The 16,392-nt window shown below is 66.1% G+C and carries 15 protein-coding genes and 1 pseudogene; 4 read left to right on the top strand and 12 right to left on the bottom strand.

Annotation, left to right across the window (positions count from 1 at the left end):
• Positions 1 to 34: 34 nt before the first annotated feature.
• From ACE039_RS29995 to ACE039_RS29955, 9 genes are all read right to left on the bottom strand, one after another.
• Positions 35 to 1,690, bottom strand: coding sequence for a TRAP transporter large permease (locus ACE039_RS29995; RefSeq protein WP_485824157.1), 1,656 nt, complete (start codon positions 1,688 to 1,690; stop codon positions 35 to 37).
• Positions 1,691 to 1,692: 2 nt separating this feature from the next.
• Positions 1,693 to 2,319, bottom strand: coding sequence for a TRAP transporter small permease subunit (locus tag ACE039_RS29990; protein ID WP_485824156.1), 627 nt, complete (start codon positions 2,317 to 2,319; stop codon positions 1,693 to 1,695).
• 94 nt (positions 2,320 to 2,413) lie between these two features.
• Positions 2,414 to 3,190, bottom strand: a complete 777-nt coding sequence (locus tag ACE039_RS29985; protein ID WP_485824155.1) for an ABC transporter permease — start codon at positions 3,188 to 3,190, stop codon at positions 2,414 to 2,416.
• Positions 3,187 to 3,996: an ABC transporter ATP-binding protein gene (locus ACE039_RS29980; protein WP_485824154.1), complete on the bottom strand. Its 810-nt coding sequence runs from the start codon at positions 3,994 to 3,996 to the stop codon at positions 3,187 to 3,189. The genes ACE039_RS29985 and ACE039_RS29980 overlap by 4 nt, the downstream gene beginning before the upstream one ends.
• The gene (locus tag ACE039_RS29975) at positions 3,993 to 5,018 is read right to left on the bottom strand and encodes an ABC transporter substrate-binding protein (RefSeq protein WP_485824153.1); all 1,026 of its coding nucleotides are present in this window, start codon (positions 5,016 to 5,018) and stop codon (positions 3,993 to 3,995) included. The genes ACE039_RS29980 and ACE039_RS29975 overlap by 4 nt, the downstream gene beginning before the upstream one ends.
• Before the next feature lie 64 nt (positions 5,019 to 5,082).
• Positions 5,083 to 6,306 carry a xanthine dehydrogenase family Fe-S subunit gene (locus tag ACE039_RS29970; RefSeq protein ID WP_485824207.1) on the bottom strand — a complete coding sequence of 408 codons (1,224 nt, stop codon included), beginning with the start codon at positions 6,304 to 6,306 and terminating at the stop codon, positions 5,083 to 5,085.
• Between the two features lie 5 nt (positions 6,307 to 6,311).
• Positions 6,312 to 7,139 carry an FAD binding domain-containing protein gene (locus tag ACE039_RS29965; RefSeq protein WP_485824152.1) on the bottom strand — a complete coding sequence of 276 codons (828 nt, stop codon included), beginning with the start codon at positions 7,137 to 7,139 and terminating at the stop codon, positions 6,312 to 6,314.
• Positions 7,136 to 9,535, bottom strand: a complete 2,400-nt coding sequence (locus ACE039_RS29960) for a xanthine dehydrogenase family protein molybdopterin-binding subunit (RefSeq protein WP_448709754.1) — start codon at positions 9,533 to 9,535, stop codon at positions 7,136 to 7,138. The genes ACE039_RS29965 and ACE039_RS29960 overlap by 4 nt, the downstream gene beginning before the upstream one ends.
• A 22-nt stretch (positions 9,536 to 9,557) precedes the next feature.
• Positions 9,558 to 10,661 carry a TRAP transporter substrate-binding protein gene (locus tag ACE039_RS29955; protein WP_105560229.1) on the bottom strand — a complete coding sequence of 368 codons (1,104 nt, stop codon included), beginning with the start codon at positions 10,659 to 10,661 and terminating at the stop codon, positions 9,558 to 9,560.
• Positions 10,662 to 10,967: 306 nt separating this feature from the next.
• Between ACE039_RS29955 and ACE039_RS29950 the strand changes: the two genes are divergently transcribed.
• The 4 genes from ACE039_RS29950 to ACE039_RS29935 are packed head-to-tail and all read left to right on the top strand — an operon-like array spanning position 10,968 to position 14,446.
• A complete protein-coding gene (locus tag ACE039_RS29950; RefSeq protein ID WP_105560228.1) occupies positions 10,968 to 11,282 on the top strand; it encodes a non-heme iron oxygenase ferredoxin subunit in 315 nt (104 codons plus the stop codon).
• 2 nt (positions 11,283 to 11,284) lie between these two features.
• Positions 11,285 to 12,586 (top strand): NAD(P)/FAD-dependent oxidoreductase, encoded by a 1,302-nt coding sequence (locus tag ACE039_RS29945; protein ID WP_485824151.1) that lies wholly within the window; start codon positions 11,285 to 11,287, stop codon positions 12,584 to 12,586.
• A gap of 35 nt (positions 12,587 to 12,621) precedes the next feature.
• Positions 12,622 to 13,911 (top strand): Rieske 2Fe-2S domain-containing protein, encoded by a 1,290-nt coding sequence (locus tag ACE039_RS29940; RefSeq protein ID WP_485824150.1) that lies wholly within the window; start codon positions 12,622 to 12,624, stop codon positions 13,909 to 13,911.
• Between the two features lie 16 nt (positions 13,912 to 13,927).
• Positions 13,928 to 14,446, top strand: a complete 519-nt coding sequence (locus tag ACE039_RS29935; protein WP_448708719.1) for an aromatic-ring-hydroxylating dioxygenase subunit beta — start codon at positions 13,928 to 13,930, stop codon at positions 14,444 to 14,446.
• A gap of 97 nt (positions 14,447 to 14,543) precedes the next feature.
• Here the strand turns inward: ACE039_RS29935 and ACE039_RS29930 are convergent, their stop codons facing one another.
• From ACE039_RS29930 to ACE039_RS29920, 3 genes and pseudogenes are all read right to left on the bottom strand, one after another.
• Positions 14,544 to 15,164, bottom strand: a complete 621-nt coding sequence (locus tag ACE039_RS29930; protein WP_313459421.1) for an N-carbamoylsarcosine amidohydrolase — start codon at positions 15,162 to 15,164, stop codon at positions 14,544 to 14,546.
• Positions 15,165 to 15,204: 40 nt separating this feature from the next.
• Positions 15,205 to 16,254, bottom strand: a complete 1,050-nt coding sequence (locus tag ACE039_RS29925; RefSeq protein ID WP_485824149.1) for a 2,5-dihydroxypyridine 5,6-dioxygenase NicX family protein — start codon at positions 16,252 to 16,254, stop codon at positions 15,205 to 15,207.
• A 31-nt stretch (positions 16,255 to 16,285) separates the two neighbouring features.
• Positions 16,286 to 16,392, bottom strand: a pseudogene (locus ACE039_RS29920) (alpha/beta hydrolase); the annotation flags it as partial.

Genomic DNA, 16,392 nt, shown 5'->3' with positions numbered 1-16,392 from the left:
CCCCGGGGCTGCCGCCCGCCCCGCCCTGCCCCGGCTACTTGAACGGATCGGAATCGGCGCCATAGGCCCCGCCCCCATACGCCCCGCCCACTTCCAGCGACACCGAACCGGGATCGACCACCGACGCGTCGCTCTTGTAGTGCATCACCATGCCCGGGAAGGCCATCACCGCGGCCACCATCAGCAGCTGGATCACGATGAACGGCACCGACCCCCAATAGATCTGCCCGGTGGTGACCGGCTCGATCATCTTCCCGGTGACCCGGTCCTTGTAGCGGTCCCGCGGGGCCACGGACCGCAGGTAGAACAGCGCGAAGCCGAAGGGCGGATGCATGAACGACGTCTGCATGTTGACGGCCAGGATCACGCCGAACCAGATCAAGTCGATGCCCAGCTTGTCGGCCACCGGCCCCAGCAACGGCACGATGATGAAGGCCAGTTCGAAGAAGTCCAGGAAGAAGGCCAGCACGAAGGTCAGGACACTGACGACGATAAGGAAGCCCCATTGTCCGCCGGGCAGGCCGGTCAGCAGGTGTTCGACCCAGAGGTCGCCGTTGACGGCGCGGAACGTCAGGCCGAACACGGTCGACCCCACCAGAATGAACACCACGAAGCAGGACAACTTGGTCGTCGTGTCCATCGCCTGCTTCATCAGGTCCAGCGTCAGACGGCGGCGGATCAGGGCCATCAGGATGGCGCCCACCGCCCCCATGGCGCCGCCTTCCGTCGGCGTCGCCACGCCAATGAAGATCGTGCCCAGCACCAGGAAGATCAGCGCCAGCGGCGGAATCATCACGAACGTGACCCGCTCGGCCAGCGCCGACAGCAGGCCCAGCCGCAATACCTTGTTGATCAGCGCGATGACGAAGGCCGTGGCGCCCCAGAACAGCAGCGCCACCACGATGCGCTCGTCGACCGGCGCGGTGTTGTTTTCGACCCAGCGCCCCAGGAAGTACGCCGACACCGCGGAAATAAGCATCAGCACCAGCAACGAACGCCCGCCGCGCGTGCCGTTCGGTTCCTGGAAGCGGCGCGCCTCTTCGGGCAGCGCGGGCGCCGAAGCCGGTTTCAGCAGGCTCATGACGACCACATAGACGATGTACACGCCAGCCAGCACGAAGCCCGGCACCATCGCCGCCCGGTACATGTCGCCGATCGAGCGGCCAAGCTGGTCGGCCAGGATGATCAGCACTAGCGACGGCGGGATGATCTGCGACAGCGTGCCCGACGCCGCGATCACGCCGCTGGCCAGTTTCCGGTCATAGCCGTTGCGCAGCATGATCGGCAGCGAGATCAGCCCCATCGAAATGACCGAGGCCGACACCACGCCCGTGGTCGCGGCCAGCATCGCGCCCACGAACACCACCGCGATGGCCAGCCCGCCCCGGACCGAGCCGAACAGTTGCCCGATCGTCTCAAGCAGGTCCTCGGCCATGCCTGACCGCTCAAGCACCAGGCCCATCAGCGTGAAGAACGGCACCGCCAGCAGCGTGTCGTTGGAAATGATGCCGAACACCCGCTGCGGCAATGCCTGGAACAGCGAGGAATTGAGCAACCCCAGTTCCATCCCCACCAGGCCGAACAGGATGCCGTTGGCCGCCAGCGCGAACGCGACGGGAAAGCCCATCAGCAGGAAGATGATCAGCGTCGCGAACATGATCGGCGCCAGATTGGCAATGAAGAACTCCATGATCAGCCGCCCTTGTTGTTCAGTTCACGCAGTGCGGCCGCTTCGCGCGCTTGCGCTTCACGGGCGATTTCTTCGGCCAATTCCGCTTCCGCGCTCTTGGCGCCCTCGCGTTCACGCGGGTCGCGGCAACGCCCCATCAGGAAGCCGATGCACTTGATCAGGTGCGACAGGCCGGCCAGCACCAGCAACGCGAACCCCACCGGTATCAGCAGTTTGACGGGCCAGCGGATCAGGCCGCCCGAGTTGGAGGACTGCTCGTTGCTCAGGTAGGAATCCATGAACACCGGCCAGGACAGCATCATGATCAGCACGCACGCCGGCAGCAGGAAGCACAGCACGCCGAAGATCTCGATCCAGACCTGGGCGCGCCGCGACAGGCGCGAGGCGATGATGTCCACGCGCACATGGTCGTTCTTCAGCAGCGTGTAGCCCGCCGTCAGCAGGAACATGGCGCCGAACATGTACCACTGCAATTCCAGCCAGGCGTTGGAGCTGTAGTGAAAAACCTTGCGCACGATGGCGTTGCCGGCGCTGACCAGGACGACCAGCAGCGTCACCCAGGACACCAACCGGCCCATCCGCAGGTTGATCGCGTCTATGCCGCGCGACAAGGCAAGTAATGCTTGCATCTGTTTTCCCCAGAATTGTTTTTTGACCACACGTTTTTGATCACACGTTTGCCCGGGCCCGGCATGGCTTACCACCCCGTGCCGGGAAACCGCCTCAGCCGTCTTCGCGGTGATGCGCCAGCCACGGCGTCGACCGGCGTTCCAGCCACGCCAACAGCGCGAACAGCAACATGCCCATCAGCGCCAGCACGAAGATCGCGGCAAATACCCTTACGGTGTCGAAGGTGCCCTGCGCGCTCATGATCACGTAGCCCAGGCCGCGCTGCGACGACACGAACTCTCCGACGATGGCGCCCACCAGCGCCAGCGATATCGACACCTTCATACCCGCCAGGATCGAGGGCAGCGCGCTGGGCAGCCGCACCTTGAAGAAGAAATCGCGCCGCGAACCCTTCAGCACCCGTCCCAGGTCCAGCACGTCTTGCGGCACCGAACGCAGGCCATGGACGGTGTCCACGATGATTGCGAACACGGCGATCAGGAACGCGATGGCGATCTTGGGTTCGGCGCCCGTACCCATCCAGATCACGAACAAGGGCGCGATGGCGACCTTCGGCACGCTGTTCAGCGCCACGATCAAGGGGTAGATGAAGCGTTCGAACCAGCGCGACCCGACCAGCATGATGGCGATCGCCACGCCGCCCGCCACCGCCAGCGCAAAGCCGGCAAGCGTCGTCATCAAGGTGTAGGCGGCGTGACCGGCGTACCAGCGCCACTCGGACGCCAGTTCCAGCACCACCTGCCCGGGCAGCGGCAGCATGATGGGGCGCACGTGGAATACCCGCGCGGCGAACTCCCAGAACAGCAGGAACACGGCCACCGACAGCAGGCCCGCCATCCGGCGGGCCGTTCCACGCAATAGCCGGATCATCGGACTGTCTCCACGCGCGCGTCGGCCCGGGCGCCCTCGTCAATCAGGCCCATTTTCTGGAACAGCCCCCGAATGTGCCGCACGTATTCGCCGAAAGCCGGCGTTTCGCGCAGCGCCAGCGGCCGGGGCCGCGGCAGGTCGATATCGATGGTCTCGAGGATGCGGCCGGGACGCGGCGAAAACACCATCACCACGTCACCCAGGAACACCGCCTCGGCGATGCCGTGGGTCACGAACAACACCGTGTTGCGCGTTTCCATCCAGATCCGCTGCAGCTCTACGTTCATCTGGTCGCGAGTCAGCGCGTCCAACGCGCCGAAAGGCTCGTCCATCAGAAGCAGTTGCGGGTCGTCGACCAGGGCGCGGCAGATCGCGGCGCGCTGGCGCATGCCGCCGGACAGTTCGCGCGGATAGCTCTGGGCAAACGATTCCAGGCCGGTCAGGGCCAGCAGCCCGCGCACCTTGTCCTCGTATGCCGCCACGGGCTTGTGCGCGAATTCAATCGGCAGCAGGATGTTGCGCCAGACATTGCGCCATTCCAGTAGCGCATCGCGCTGGAACACCATGCCCATGCCTTGTGGCGGCCCCTGCACCGGCACGCCCGCCACGCTCAGCTCGCCGCTGGAGATCGTTTCCAGGCCGGCCACGCAGCGCAGGAACGTGCTCTTGCCACAACCGCTAGGCCCCAGGATGCTGACGAAGCGGCCTGACGGCACCTCGACCGATACCGAGGCCAGCGCCTCCACGCCCGATGCCCCGGGATAACGTTTGCGCACATTCCGCGCGTCGACGGCCCACGGCATCATGGTTGCACCAGGTTGTCGTAGCGCTCCGGGTGCGCCAGGTCCGGCACGTAGAACGAAGCGGGCTCGGCGCCCGCGCCAACCAGGCCCACGGAAGACAGCGTCTTGACCGCCTCCGTCCAGTCCTGCGGCACGATGGCGCCCAGCCGCGCGCCGGGCACGGGCTGTCCGAAGTACGGCTGCAGCGCATCGATCTGGCCACGCAGCACCTTCTTGTCCAGCCGGGCCTGCGGCCGTTGCGCCAGAATGGCGGCCACCGCCTCGTCCTGATGCCCGGCGTAGATGTACTCCCAGGCGCGCGCCGTCACGCCGGCAAATCGCGCGATGGCCTCGCCCCGCTGCGCCAGCTTGGATTCGTTGGCAAACAGGCCGAAGCTGGGCATATTCAAGCCGAAGTCGGCAAAACGCACCGCGCTGGACGGCCGGTTCTGCGAGACGACGGGCAGGAAGAACGGAATCGTGGAGAACGCCGCATCGGCGCGCCCCACGGCATAGGTGGAGGCTTTGCCGGCGGCGTCCACGTTGATCAGTTCAAGGTCGCTCTTCTTGAGCTTGCCCGCGGCCAGGAAGGCATCGATGAACGGCGCTTCCAGCGAACCGGCGGTGTACGCCACCTTCTTGCCCTTCAGTTGGGCGGGCCCGGTGATGCCAGCGTCGGCGGGAACCAGCAACCCGATATCGCTCTGGCGCGCGAACACCGCCACCGCCTTGACGGGCATGCCCTTCTCGCGGGCAATCATCATCGAGGCCAACGCGGCGTGCCCCACGTCGAAACTGTCGCCCGCCCCGACGATCTGCACCGTCGTGACCGACCCATTGCCGTCTTCCAGCGATACGTCCAGCCCGGCCTGCTTGTACCAGCCCTTTTGCTGGGCCAGGTGAAACGCGCCGTGCACGCCCCATGGCGTCCAGTCCAACCGCACCTTCAGCGGCTCTGGCGCCTGCGCCCAGGCCGATGCGCTCAACCCGGCCGCCGCCAGGCCCAATACCGCTTTGCGCCACCCTCTTGCGAATACCGCGTGCATGGTTTTCCCCGTCATTCGTCGACACTGTGCGGCCGCCTTTGCGGCGGCCCTTCCCCGTTCGAGCTCAGCCGCCGCGGCCGAACCAACGCTTGATGCGCGCCCACAGCACGCCGAAGAACATGGCCGTGGGATTGAAACTGGCTTGAACCAGGGGTTCACCCTGGCCGGCCGGCTGACGCAGCCGGGCCGTCACGTTGTTGCCAAAGTCGGCGATCATGCGGCGCACGAAATCCTGCACCAGTCCCGACCGTGAAAACTGCGCCAGCGGCCCCTGCAGCGAATACAGCAGGTTCACGTTGACCCGCGTCTCGGTCGGCGACAGCGCTTCAAGCTGATAGGTGATATCGCCATTGGCGCGCGACTGGCTGAGCGAATCCTGCCCGGCGCCCCGGAACACCGCCCGCATGGCGGCGTCGTCCCGTTCCAGCCGGGCCGCGCCGTTGAAGGCCGCGGCCATCGGACCGAACTTGATGGCGACGCGGCCTTTGACGCGATCGCCCTCGTGCGATTCGATCGAGGCGCCTGGCAGGCAACTGGCCAGGGCGGGCAAGTCGACCATGAACGCCCAGACGTCCGCCGCCGGGAACGGCACCTGGAAGCCGCCGTCGATCTGGCTGCCCCGGCCCTCTTTCTTGCCGGCCGGGGCGGCAGGCTTGGCGGAGTTGGCGGCGGAGTTGGCCGCGGGGTCGGTGGATTGGGTCGCGCTATCCGCAGTCGGCGTGAAGCCGGCGAACGCCAAGGGTTTCTCCACCGCTGGCGCCGCGCCGCGCCCCTGCGCCTGGGCCGTGCGCAATGCCTCGACGGCGGCGTCGGGCTGCGCCCGCAAGTCCGCCAGCACCGACATCACCGCGGCGACGATGCCCATGTAGCCGGTGCAGCGGCAAAGGTTGCCGGACAGCTCCACCCGGACCCGGCTCTCATCGGCCTGCGGCAGCCGCAGCACGATATCGCGCGAGGTCGCCAGCATGCCCGGCGTGCAATAACCGCATTGCAATGCATGGTGCTTCGTGAAGGCCGCGCGCAGACGCTGCATAACAGGATCGGCGTCATAGCCTTCGATGGTCGTCACCTGCCGGCCTTCGCAAGCCACCGCGAACGAAATACAGGACCGCACCGGCGCGCCGTCCACCAGTACCGTGCATGCACCGCAAACGCCATGCTCGCAACCGAGGTGAGTGCCGGTCAGGCGCGCCTGATCCCGCAGGAAATCCCCCAGATGCATCCGCGCGGGCGCCTCGTGCGACACGCGCTTGCCATTCACTTCCAATGTCACCTGAACCATGGTTATTCCTGTCAACCCAATGCCTGAGCCAGGCAGCGCGCCACCGCCGTCCCGTGCAACTTGCGGTGGTGTTCGTCCTTGTCCGGCATCACGCCGGCCAGTTCATCGGCCAGCAGCGTCTCGTCCAGGCCCGCCAGCCCCTGCTGCGCGACGCGCGCCGCCAACCGGGGCAGCAGCTGGGGCGCGCCGTCCAGGGCACCCACGGCAATGCGCGCGGCACCCGTCGCCGGATCAAACCAGGCGGCGCAACTGGCCTCGGCGAACTCGCCCGTCTTGCGGCAGAATTTGTAGTAGCCCCAGCGCGCCTGCGGGCTGGCAACCGGCACGTGCACCGCGGCGATCAACTCGTCGTCGCGCAGTCCCGTCGTGTAGGCGCCTTGCATGTAGCCCTCCGCGGGCAGCATGCGCACACCGTCCGGGCCGGTGATTTCCAGCGTCGCCCCCAGCCCGACCACGGTCAATACCCAGTCGGCCGCCGGATCGGCATGCGCCAGGCTGCCGCCCAGGGTCCCGCGGTTGCGGATGGCGCGGTAGGCGATGCCCGGGGCCACCTGCTGCAACGGCGTCCCGCGCAAGAGTTCGTGCACGCCGTCTTCGATTTCAGCGTGCGTCACGGCCGCGCCCACGCGCAGCATGCCGCCTTGCCGGGTGACGGTCCGCAACTCGTCCAAGCCTGAAATGTCGATCACCACGGGCGGCCGTGCCAGACGCAGGTTCAGCATCGGTCCCAGCGATTGGCCGCCGGCCATCAGCTTGGCGCGGCCATCGTGACCGCGCAGCGCGCCCAGGGCTTCCTGCACCGTGCCGGGGCGCGCGTATTCGAATGCGGCGGCCTTCATGCCATCACCTCGGCGGCGGCCTGAACGGGCTGCTTGCCCTGCGCAATGGCGGCCAGCACCCGCGTGGGCGACAAGGGCGTGCGCAACAGCTCCGCCGCGCCAAGCGGACGCAGCGCGTCGTTGACCGCGTTGAACAGCACGGCAGGCGGCGCAATCGCGCCCCCCTCGCCCATGCCCTTGGCGCCGAATTCGGTATGCGGCGACGGTGTCTCGAAATGATGCAGGCGCATGTTGGGCACTTCCGTGGCGCCCGGCAGCATGTAGTCCGCCAGGGTCGACGCCAGGGGCTGGCCGTTCTCGTCGTAAGGCGTCTCTTCATAGAAGGCGGTGCCGATGCCCTGGGCCACGCCGCCGATGGTCTGGCCTTCGACCACCATGGGATTGATCATGGTCCCGCAATCCTCCACCACCACGTAGTCCAGGATCTCGACGCCGCCCGTGCCGGGATCGACCGCGACCACCGCCGCGTGGGTCGCATACGTGAAGCAACCCGTATCGACCTTGGGCTTGTAGCCCACCGTGACCTCCAGGCCGCTGGGGTCGACATCGGGCGGCAACAGTTGCGGCCGCAGATACCAGGCGTCGGCCACGTCCTTCACCGACACCGACTTGCCGTTCGCCTCCAGCCGGTCCTGGTTCCAGGACACGCTCGCGGGATCGGCCTGCAGCAAGTGCGCGCCGATGTGCGTCAACCGGGGCAGCAAGCGCTTACAGGCCTGCGACACCGCGCCCCCCGACATCACGAGCGAACGCGACGCGTAGGTGCCCGTGGAAAATGGCGTCTGCCCCGTGTCGCCGTGCAGCAGCTTGATGCTGCCCACGTCCACGCCCAGGATTTCGTTGGCGATCTGGGCGAAAGTGGTCTCCATGCCCTGCCCGTGGGAATGCACGCCCACCCGCAGTTCCAGACCGCCGTCGGGAGTCACCCGCGCCGTTGCCTGGTCGAAGCCCGGGATCACGGGGGTGCCCCAGGCGGCGAACACGGATGTGCCATGCGCGGCCTGCTCGGTATAGGTCGCCAGGCCCACGCCGATCAAGCGGCCGTCGGCTTCGCCGCGCCGCTGGCGTTCGCGCACCGCGTCCACGCCAATCATGTCCATGGCCTGTTGCAGGCTGGCGGGATAGTCGCCGCTGTCCAGGTGCTTGCCGGTGACGTTGACGAACGGCATCTGGTCGCCCTGCACCAGGTTTTCCTGGCGGACTTCCCAAGGCTCGCGCCCGACTTCACGCGCAATCGCGTCCATCGTCAATTCCATGGCGAAGCACACGCCGGTGCGCGCCACGCCGCGATAAGGCACGAATCCGGGCTTGTTGGTGGCCACCGCCCGCGTGACGCAGCGGTATCCCTTGAAGGCGTAAGGACCGGGCAGGTTTCCGATGGCTTGGCCCGGTTCCAGGCCGATGGTGAACGGCCAGACCGAATAGGCGCCGCCGTCGATGGTGATCCTGGCGTCCAGCGCCAGCAGTTTGCCGCGGCGGTCGGCGTAGGCCACCATCTCGTAATGGTGCTCGCGCGAATTGGCGCCCGCGGTCAGGTGTTCACGGCGGTCCTCGATGAAGCGGAACGGCCGCTTGAACGTCTTGGCCAGCCAGGCCACGCACAGTTCTTCCTGCTGCAAGACGCACTTGTACCCAAAGGCGCCGCCCACATCGGGCGACACCACCCGCACGCGGCCCTGCTCCAGGTCCAGGCACTGCGCCAGCACGCTGCGGATCATATGCGGCACTTGCGTGGCGCTGACCACCACCAGTTGGTCGGCCTGGTGGTCCCAGTACGCCAGCACCGCCTTGCCTTCCATGGGCACCATGCATTGGCGCGCCAGGTCGATCTTGCGCCGGACCACCACGTCGGCCTGCGCCGCGTAGTCGTCAAACTCCTTGTCGGCGTTGAGCGTGACGAAGACGTTGTCGCGCCACTGCTCGTGCAGCAGATCGCCGGTAGCGGCCTGCGCGCTGTCGACGTCGGCATACACCGGCAGGTCGTCGTAGTCGACTTCGATCAGTTCCGCATAGTCCTCGGCTTCGGCGCGGGTCGGTGCAAACACCATGGCGACGGGCTCTCCCACGAAACGCACCTTGCCCGACGCCAGTGGCGGCTGGGCCGACGCCTGATAGGTGGGCAGCGTGGAATCGGCCACGATATCGCGCGCATCGGGCATCGACTGGCGCAGGAACACATTGCCGGCAACCGCGTCGGCCACGCGCACCGCCGAAATGCGCGCATGCGCGAGCGGGCTGCGCAGGAACGCGACTTCGCTCAAACCCGGCATGGCCATGTCGGCCACGAAATTCCCCTTGCCGTGCAGGTGCCGCGCGTCTTCCTTGCGCGGCACGCGCGCGCCCACTCCCTGCGGCTTGCCCGGCCGGCCGTGCGCATTGGCGTGTTCTGTCGTCATGACTGCCTTTCGCCTCCCCGGGTCACTTGGCCTGCGCCTTCGCCACCGCGGCGAAGGTGTAGTTGTCCAGCGGGCTTTCGGCCACCCGGAACCAGCCGGCCTGATCCACCTGGAATTTTTTCCAATCCGGATAGATCGCGGCAAAGTCCGGGTTCTTGGCCGACAGTTCCACCCACAGTTCCTGCGACGCGTTATAGGCGGCGTCCATCACTTCCTTCGGGAAGAAACTGACTTTGGCGCCGCCAGCGATCAGCTTGCGCAGCGCATTGGGATTGCGCGCGTCGTAGTTGGCCAGCATGCGCATGGTCTGCTCGCCTGCAGCGGCTTCGAACGCGGCCTGGTAGGCCGGGGGCAAGGCATCCCATGCCTTGTCGTGCACCATGCTGGTGATCGAGGCGCTGCCTTCGAACCAGCCCGGTGAATAGTAGTAAGGCGCCACCTTGTTGAAGCCCAGCTTCTCGTCGTCGTACGGCCCGATCCACTCCGCCGCGTCGATGGTGCCCTTTTCCAGCGCCGGGTAGATATCGCCAGGCGGAATCTGCTGCGGCACCGCGCCCAACTTGGACAACACCATGCCGCCGATGCCGCCGATCCGCATGTTCAGGCCTTTCAAATCGGCGACCGACTTGATTTCCTTGCGATACCAGCCGCCCATCTGCACGCCGACGTTGCCACAGACGTGGTTCACGATGTTGTATTTCTTATAGAGCGCCCGCAGCATCTTCAGGCCGCCACCGGAATGGACCCACGCGTTGTGCTGGCGCGCGCTCAACCCGAACGACAGGCCGGTATCGAAAGTCAGCGCCGTGTTCTTGCCGATATAGGCCGTGCTAAGCACGTGGTTGCATTCGACCGTCCCGTTGCTGACCGCGTCCATGTTCTGCGCGGCCGGCACCAGTTCGCCACCCGGAAACGCGCGGATCTCGAACTTGCCTTCGGTCAACTGCGCCACGCGCTTGCAAAGTTCTTCGGCCGAACCATAGATGGTGTCCAGGCTCTTGGGCCAACTGGTCGACATGCGCCAGCGCACCGCCGGCGCGGACTGCGCGATGGCGGGCATGCCGACAGTGGCAAGTCCTGCGCCGGCGGCGCCAGCGGCTTGTGCGAGGAAACGGCGTCGTTGCATGTAGTGCTCCCGATCTGATTCGATTGAGTCCCCTTGGACCCGCCTCAACCCATGCCAACGCCGCATTTTCAAGACCCAAAAAAACGTTAGCACACTGAATTGTTAGTCAGCATACTGACAGTAATTTTGAGTGTCAACAAGGTTAATCCCCACTTCGAAACGCGCGAAAACCCTGCGTTTCCAGCTGCTTACGAGCGCGCTGCAAGCCGCTCGCTTTCATCGCGTCGGGGAAATCCCTAGCTCCTGAGTTGATTTTTTGGGCAGTACACTGACCACATTACTCAGCATACTGATTAGAGAGCCAATATGAACTGGATCCGCATTGCCTCCACCGACCAGCTCACCGATGACGACGAAGTCATTCCCGTCGCGGCCGGCGAGAAACAGCTTGCGCTATATCGTAGCGAAGGTGAATTCTTCGCATCGGACAACGTCTGTACGCACGCCTACGCGCTGCTGTCCGACGGCTACCTGGAAGATGGCTGCATCGAATGCCCGCTGCACCAGGCCAGGTTCGATATCCGTACCGGCGAAGCCAAGTGCGCCCCGGCCACCAGCGGCATCCGTGTTTACCCGGTCAAAGTGGAAGGCCAGGACATCTACGCGGATGTGCAGGGCTGACCATGGCTGACGCCGACTCGATTCTCATCATCGGCGCCGGGCAGTCCGGCGCGGTTGCGGCGGCGGCCCTGCGCGACTTGGGTCATGAAGGCCCCATCACGCTGGTCGGCCGCGAGACGCATGCTCCCTATGAACGCCCGCCGCTGTCCAAGGCCGTGCTGCAAGCGGCCGACGCGCATGCGCAGACAGCCGTTCATCCCAAGGGCTTTTATGAAGCGCGGCGCATCGCGTTGCTGACCGGCGCCGAAGCCGTCCGGCTGGATCCCGCAGGCCATCTGGTTCACCTGGCCGACGGGCGTCAGTTGCACTACCGTCGTTGCCTGCTTGCCACCGGCGGCCGGGCGCGCGAACTGCCCAACCTGCCCCGCGGCACGCCCGGCGTGCATTACATCAGGACGTTGGATGACGCGGCGGCGCTGCGCGCCGGCCTGACGCCGGACGCGCGCGTCGCCGTCATCGGCGGCGGCTTTCTTGGCCTGGAAGTGGCGTCCACTGCGCGCGGCCTGGGCGCGCGCGTGACCGTGCTGGAAAGCGCGGCGCGCCTGCTGGAACGCGTGCTGCCGCCGGCCTTGTCCGATTGGCTGGCCGAACGCGCCCGTCACGCCGGCGTGACGCTGCGCCTGGACGCGCGCATTGCACGCTGCGCCTGGCAACCCCTTCCCGATGACGCCGTCCGGCATCGGGCCCGCTTCACGATCGAATTGCACGACGCCACCGTGATCGACGCCGACGTGGTGGTCGTCGCCATCGGCTTGTCGCCCGAGGTGTCGCTGGCCGCCAACGCCGGCCTGGCGCTGGACCCGGCCAACGGCGGCATCGCGATCGACGCCGACTGCCGCAGCAGCGACCCCGACATCTACGCCGCGGGCGATTGCGCCAGCCAGCACCGGCGTCATCTGAACATGGCGCTGCGGCTGGAGTCGTGGCAGAACGCCAATGAACAGGCGCGCGCCGCTGCCGCCGCCATGCTGGGGCAGCCGGCCCCCGGGGAACCCTATCCGTGGTTCTGGACGGACCAGTTCGGCTGCAACGTGCAGATGCTGGGCCTGCCGCAGCCGGGGCTGGCCTATACCTGCCGCGGCACGCCTCAAAGCGAATCCGACGCGCCGAAGTTCATCTGGCTGGGCCACCGCGACGGCGTGCCGGTCCACGCCATCGCCATCAACGCGGGCGGCGACCTGCGCCAGTTGCGCGTGCTGTTCGAACAAGGCCTGCGTATCGATCCGCAGCGCTACGCCGACGAGACCGTGGCGCTCAAGCCGCTGGTGAAAGCCTGCCAGCAACTTGCCGTCGCCACCCCCTGAATTCCATTGTTGCCCCGCCTCGACAGGAGCTTTTCATGTATCAATCACAAACCGTCATCGGCCGCACGGTAGCCTCGAAAGACGCCGCCCTGGCCGACTGTGTCTGGCCGGAGGACGCGCTGCACTACATCCCCGACTGGGTCTATACCAGCAGCGCCGTGTACGACCAGGAGATCGAGAAGATCTTCCATGGCAAGACGTGGAACTATGTGGCGCTTGAGGCCGAACTGCCGAACCCGGGCGACTACAAGCGCTCTTACGTCGGACCGACGCCAGTGGTGGTCTCGCGCGCCGAGGACGGTTCGGTCAACGTATTCGAGAACCGCTGCGCCCACCGTGGCGCGGAGTTCTGCCGCCATAGCCAGGGCAACGCGAAGGAATTCGTCTGCCCGTACCATCAGTGGTCATACGACCTGAAAGGCAACCTGCAAGGCATTCCCTTCAAGCGCGGCGTGAACCGCGAAGGCGGCATGCCCAAGGACTTCAAGAATGACGAGCACGGCCTGCGCAAGCTCCACGTGACCACGCGCCACGGCGTCGTTTTCGCGTCGTACAGCGCCGACGTCGAACCCATCGACGAGTATCTGACGCCCGAGATCCTGGCCGATTTCGACACCGTCTTTCCCGGCAAGAAGCTGAAGATTCACGGCTACTACCGCAACGAGCTGCCGTGCAACTGGAAGATGTACCACGAGAACCTGAAGGATCCGTACCACGCGACCCTGCTGCATTCGTTCCTGGTCGTGTTCGGGCTGCTGGTGGCCGGCAACAAATCCGCCATGCTCGTGGACTCCGTGCACGGCCGCCATGGCACCATGGCGTCGGCCAAGAGCGAAGACAAATACGCCACCGTCAGCGAAGAGAACAAGAAGGAAATGCGCTCTTTCCATGACGGCCTGCACCTGCAGGACGACCGCTTCCTGGAATTCGTGAAAGAGTTCGACTCGCCCTGGTCGGTCACGATGCAGACCGTGTGGCCCAACCTGATTGTCCAGCGCGAGATGAACACGCTGGGCGTGCGCCAGATCGTGCCCAACGGACCCGACAGCATGATCATGCAATGGACCATGTTCGGGTACGAAGACGATACGCCCGACATGGAACGCCACCGCCTGCGCCAGGGCAACCTGATGGGCCCGGCCGGGTTCCTGGGGCTGGAAGACAATGAAGCCATGAAGTTCGTGCAGGAAGGCGTGCGGCGCGCCAGCACGGACGTCAACGTGCTGAAGCTGGAATCCGGCAAGCAAGGCACGTCGAACACGCTGATTTCGGAGGCCGCGATCCGCTCGATGTACAGCTACTACCGCGGCGTGATGGGCTTCTGAGGCGGAACCAAGACACATGAGAACCCGATTCGAATTTTCCCCCCGCAAGATCGATCCGGCGCGCGCCATCGCGCTGCGCCAGGAAATCGATGAATTCCACGCCGACTACTGCGCAACGCTGGACGCCGGCCTGGTCGAAGCCTGGCCCGGCTTCTTCACCGAAGACGGCCTGTACCGCGTGACGGCGCGCGAGAACGCCGAGCTGGGCCTGCCGGTCGGGCTGGTCTACTCGGAAGGCCGCGCCATGATGCACGACCGCGCGGTTGCCATCTCCCGCACCCAGATGTTCGCCCCGCGATACATGCTGCACCTGGTCAGCAACACCCGCGTAACCTGCGAATCGCCTGAAGGCGAGATCGAATCGCAGGCCGCCTTCATGCTGATGCAGACCCTGGTGGAAGGCCCCACGACCCTGCATCTGGCAGGTACCTACTATGACCGCTTCACCCGGGAAGACGGCGTGCTCAAGCTGAAAGAGCGCCAAGTGGTGTACGACACCACCATCCTGGCCAATGACCTGGTCTACCCGGTGTAGGCAAGCGCCCGTCTACATGAAAAAAGGGGTTGCGCCGGCAAGGCGCAACCCCTTTTCCGTTGGCAACCCCTTTTCCGTTGGCGGGCCGTCCGCGTCTTCAGGCCAGCGTCGCGCGCATGGCTTCTTCGCGCGTCAGCACCGTGGCGTACTTCTGGCGCATGTCGAACAGATTCGCCTCGTGCGGGCCGATGGCGCGGTCCCCCACGCAGTCGGACACCACCAGCGGCCGAAAGCCGTACTGCATCGCGTCCACGACGCTTGCGCGCACGCAGCCGCTGGTAACCGCGCCCGCCACCAGCAGCGTCTGCACTCCGCGCTGCGTCAACCATGCCGCCAGGCCGGTGCCGAAGAACGCCGAAGGCACCGTCTTGCGCACCACCAGTTCCCCCGCGGCGGGCGTCAACTGAGGCACGATCGCGCTGTGGGGGTGCGCTTCCTTCAGCGTCAGCATGCCCGGAACTTTCAGCGTGAAGATGTTGTGGTCGGCGTCGTCGTCGGCGAACACGATGCGGCTGTGCGCCACCGGCCAGCCCTGGCTGCGCGCATGCGCCAGCAGATGCGTCGTCTGGGCGATGGCCGGGGCGATGTTGCCCCCGCCGAACACGGCCGGGTCGGCAAAGCCGTTGACCAGGTCCACGATCAGCAGGCCATAGGGCGGCTTGGGGGTCATCGTGGCGCCAAAGCCCTGGCGCTCGTAGGCAGAGATGTCGTCATGCATGAAGCGGGTTCCTTGATCGATGGTTGTTGGACGCCATGGCCTATTGCTGCGGGGCGGCGCCATCCAGCACCCTGCCCTGGCGCACCACGTCCTCGCCGTCCAGCCGTACGGTGCAGCCGCGCAACGGGATATCGATATGGCACGTGGTGGTGCGGCTGCCGCCCGCCTCGTTGTTCGGGCCCAGCGAGAACAGGAAGTTGCCCTCGTACGCCCGCGCATCCATGCCGATGGTGGCCTCGCGGTCATACAGGCCCAGCGTGGTCCAGTGCGCGCGCGGCTGCAAGCCCCAGCCGATATGCGAAATCGCGTACGCCTCGGGATCCTGGAACGACGCCACGTATTCGCGCAACAGTTCCGCGTCGACCCCGCCTTCGATGCGGGTGGCGAAACCGTCCTCGACCGTAAGCGTGATCGGCGAACGCACGTACAGCTTTTGCGGCAGCAGGATGTCGCCCGCGTCAATCACGATCCTGCCGTTGGCGCCGCGTTCGTTCGGCCAGGTCAGCACAAAGCCGCTGGGCCAATGGTCCCATCGCCCGGGCTCGTCCACGAAGCCGTATTCGCTGATCGCCGGAAACTCGCCCAACGGGCAGCGCAAGTCCGTGCCGGCCGCCGACACCACGCTCATCTCGCGTGCCGCGCCAATGCGCGCGGCCGCGGCTTTCACGCGGGTCCGGTCCGCCTCGGAAGGGACCAGTCGCGCCAGCACCTCGGGCGGTTCGACCGCCAACAGGATCTTGGTGCCGGTGGCCAGGATCTCGTGCTGCTCCGGCGAAAACAGCAGCGTCATCAGGTCCAGCACCAGGTCGCTTTCCTTCAGCGCCGCAATCGCGGGCTTGTTCCCGGTCAGCGGCGTGGTGCCCAGGTAGGCCAGCGAATCGCGGCTTAACGCCTTTTCGCCGTTGACGGGCGGCAAGTCCAGCCGGTTGACCACCGCCCCCATCGATTGCGCCGCGATCAGCGCCGTCGACAGCGTTTGGGGGTGGGTCGCGGCGCTGGTCAGCACCGTGACCGACTGGCCGGCTTGCAGCTTCGACAAGGTCAGCACCTGCTGCCAGGCCTTCACCAGTTCATAGTCGCTTACAGGCATGATTTTCTCCCTTGCTTGACGGCCCGGCGGTTCAGGCCCGCGCCAGCGGCGCGCCCAGGAAATCACCGAAGGCCGCGTAGAAGCCTTCCTCGTTGTCCCACGGAATCATGTGGCCGGCCGTCGGCACGCGGTGATGCC

The sequence above is a fragment of the Achromobacter maghribensis genome (assembly GCF_057334215.1).
This window is presented reverse-complemented; position numbering and strand designations above follow the sequence as displayed.